Annotated in this window: 3 protein-coding genes and 1 pseudogene; 3 read left to right on the forward strand and 1 reads right to left on the reverse strand. The window is 73.3% G+C overall.

The features are described 5' to 3' along the window. On the forward strand, positions 1-524 hold a 524-nt coding region (locus tag AB0K09_RS32610; RefSeq protein WP_366069008.1), incomplete at its 5' end, for a peroxiredoxin. 133 nt (positions 525-657) lie between these two features. Then, positions 658-1,344: a GNAT family protein gene (locus AB0K09_RS32615; RefSeq protein ID WP_366069009.1), complete on the forward strand. Its 687-nt coding sequence runs from the start codon at positions 658-660 to the stop codon at positions 1,342-1,344. A 161-nt stretch (positions 1,345-1,505) separates the two neighbouring features. On the opposite strand, the pseudogene AB0K09_RS32620 reads toward AB0K09_RS32615, so the two are convergent. Next, a pseudogene (locus AB0K09_RS32620) lies at positions 1,506-1,751 on the reverse strand (GNAT family N-acetyltransferase); the annotation flags it as partial. Between the two features lie 199 nt (positions 1,752-1,950). Between AB0K09_RS32620 and AB0K09_RS32625 the strand changes: the two are divergent. Next, a partial coding sequence (locus AB0K09_RS32625; RefSeq protein WP_366069010.1) for a helix-turn-helix domain-containing protein occupies positions 1,951-2,345 on the forward strand: 395 nt, incomplete at its 3' end.

Consider the following 2,345-nt stretch of genomic DNA (forward strand, 5'->3'; position numbering starts at 1 on the left):
CTGTCCGCCGGAGAGCTGGTTCGGGCGGCGGAACCGACGGCCACGAGCACGACCCGGTCGCCACCGACGCCCGGGCGACCGTCCTCTTCGCCTACCCCGCCACGGGGGTCCCCGGCATGCCCGCCGACCTCACCGGACCACAGATCCCGGGCAGCGCCGGCTGCACCCTCGAAAGCCGCCGGTTCCGGGCGCTCTGGCCCGCATTCCGGGCCGCCGGCATCGCCGTGCACGGCGTGAGCACCCAGTCACCGCAGGAACAGTCCGCCTTCGCCCGTGCCGAGGACCTGCCCTTCCCCCTGCTGTCCGACGCCCGGCTCCAGCTCACCGCGGCGCTCCGGCTGCCGACCTTCCGGGCCGGACAGAACCTGCGCATCAAGCGACTCATCCTCGTCGTCGGCCCCGATCGCGTCATACGGCACACACTCTTCCCCGTCCACGACATCCCCGCGGCCGTGGAAGGCGCCCTGGCCCTCGCCCGCGCCGTACGCCCGAGCGCAGTGGCCGACGGCAAAGGCCCCGCGTAGCCCTGGTGGCCCCGGTGAGCTGCGGCCTTAAGCCGGATGTCCACTGCCGTTCACACGGACATCGCCCGGCCGGCGCCTTCCCGGCCCCATACTGACCCGGCCCCATCCCTGTTGCCGAAGGACTCACGGCATCATGCCCATCCCCGTCCCCCTCCACGGCCGCGCCGTGCGGCTGGAGCCGCTCGGCGAACAGCACATCGAGGGCCTGGCCCTCGCCGCGGCCGAGGACCGCAGGAGCTACGGCTTCACGCTCGTGCCCAGCGGCACACAAGCGACGCGCCGCTATGTCGCCGAGGCCGTCGCGGCCCAGTCGGCCGGCCGGGCGCTGGCCTTCGCCACCGTGCGGAACACCGACGGCGTGATCCTCGGGTCCACGCGGTTCGCCGAGCTGGACTACTGGCAGGGGCCGGTGCCCTGGCCGCCCGCACCGCGCGGCCCGCAGGGCGACCCGCTCACCGCGGTCCCGGACGCCGTCGAGATCGGCGGCACCTGGCTCTCCGCCCGCGCCCAGGGCACGGGCGTCAACACCGAGACCAAACTGCTGATGCTGCGGCACGCCTTCGAGACCTGGGGCGTCCGCCGCGTCTCCCTTCGCGCCGACGCCCGCAACACCCGCTCCCGCGCGGCGATCGAACGCCTCGGTGCGACGTTCGAGGGAACCCGCCGCGCCCACACCCGCGGTCTCGACGGCGTGGTGCGCGGCACGGCGTTCTACTCGATCCTCGACGAGGAATGGCCCGGGATCCGGACCCGCCTCGAACAGCGCGTGGCCACGAGCGTCGACGCGCAGCCGCCGCAGCGCTCGCTGATCCTGGCCTGACGCGCCGCACGGGGCGGCGAACACCCAGGGCGCGAGGGGTGCCGTCACTCGCGGGAACCGGCGGCGCCATCCGGGCGCGGCCGTCGTCGTGCCACGGGCCGGCGGTACCGGTGTCCCGGACGCCGATCCCCGGGGCGCGGGGGAGGGGCGGGTTCGGCCGGTCAGAGGCTGCCGACCGGTGACCGCTTCGCCGGGAGCTCCCACCTGATCTCGCCTTCGTGCCGGCGATCGGTGGGAGCCAGGCCGGCGGCGGTGGCCACGGCGGCGGAGGCGTGATGGTCCGGGTGAATATGGGCGCGGACCATCTGCACGCCTTGTTCCTGCAGCCAGGTGACCAGTCCTCGTGCTGCCTCGGTCGCGATCCCCCGTTTCTGCCACGCAGCCCCGACCACCCAGGCGACCTCGGCCGTGCACGTCGGCCATCTCGTCCGCGTGCTCGACAGCGAGCGGTACGAGGCTCAGTCCGCCGGTCTCGATGGTCCCGATGTTCATGACGTCCCCACGGTCTCCTGTCCGGAACGAAGTCGCCCCACCATAGTTCGGGTTAAAAGACCGGTTAAATCAGAGGCTAAATACTGTTAGGTTTGGGGGCGGAGGTAGAGGCACATGGCAACCGAGGAAGAGCTGTTCGCGTCTGTCGATGCCCTGCTGGCGGAGGAGCCGCAGCTCCCGCCCCCGGCGGAGCGCGCCCGGCTGCGCGAGGCCGCCGGCATCACCCAGGCCCGCCTCGCACAGGCCCTGAAGACCTCGACGCAGACGGTGAAGAACTGGGAGAACGGGCGTTCCGAGCCGAAGGAGCCACGCCTGTCGGCCTACCAGCGACTGCTGAACGGCTGGGCGGCGAAGCACACCGCCCACGGCATGGCCTCCGCGATCGCACCCGCAACGGCCGCCGCGGTTCAGCCCGAGCTCTTCCCGCAGACCTTCCCCGCTCCGGCCGCCGTGCCCGAGCCGGCACAGAACCCGGCCGCGCCGCAGCCCCCCGCCCCCCAGGCCGCCCC

It is taken from the genome of Streptomyces sp. NPDC049577 (assembly GCF_040675635.1).
Lineage (GTDB): Bacteria > Actinomycetota > Actinomycetes > Streptomycetales > Streptomycetaceae > Streptomyces.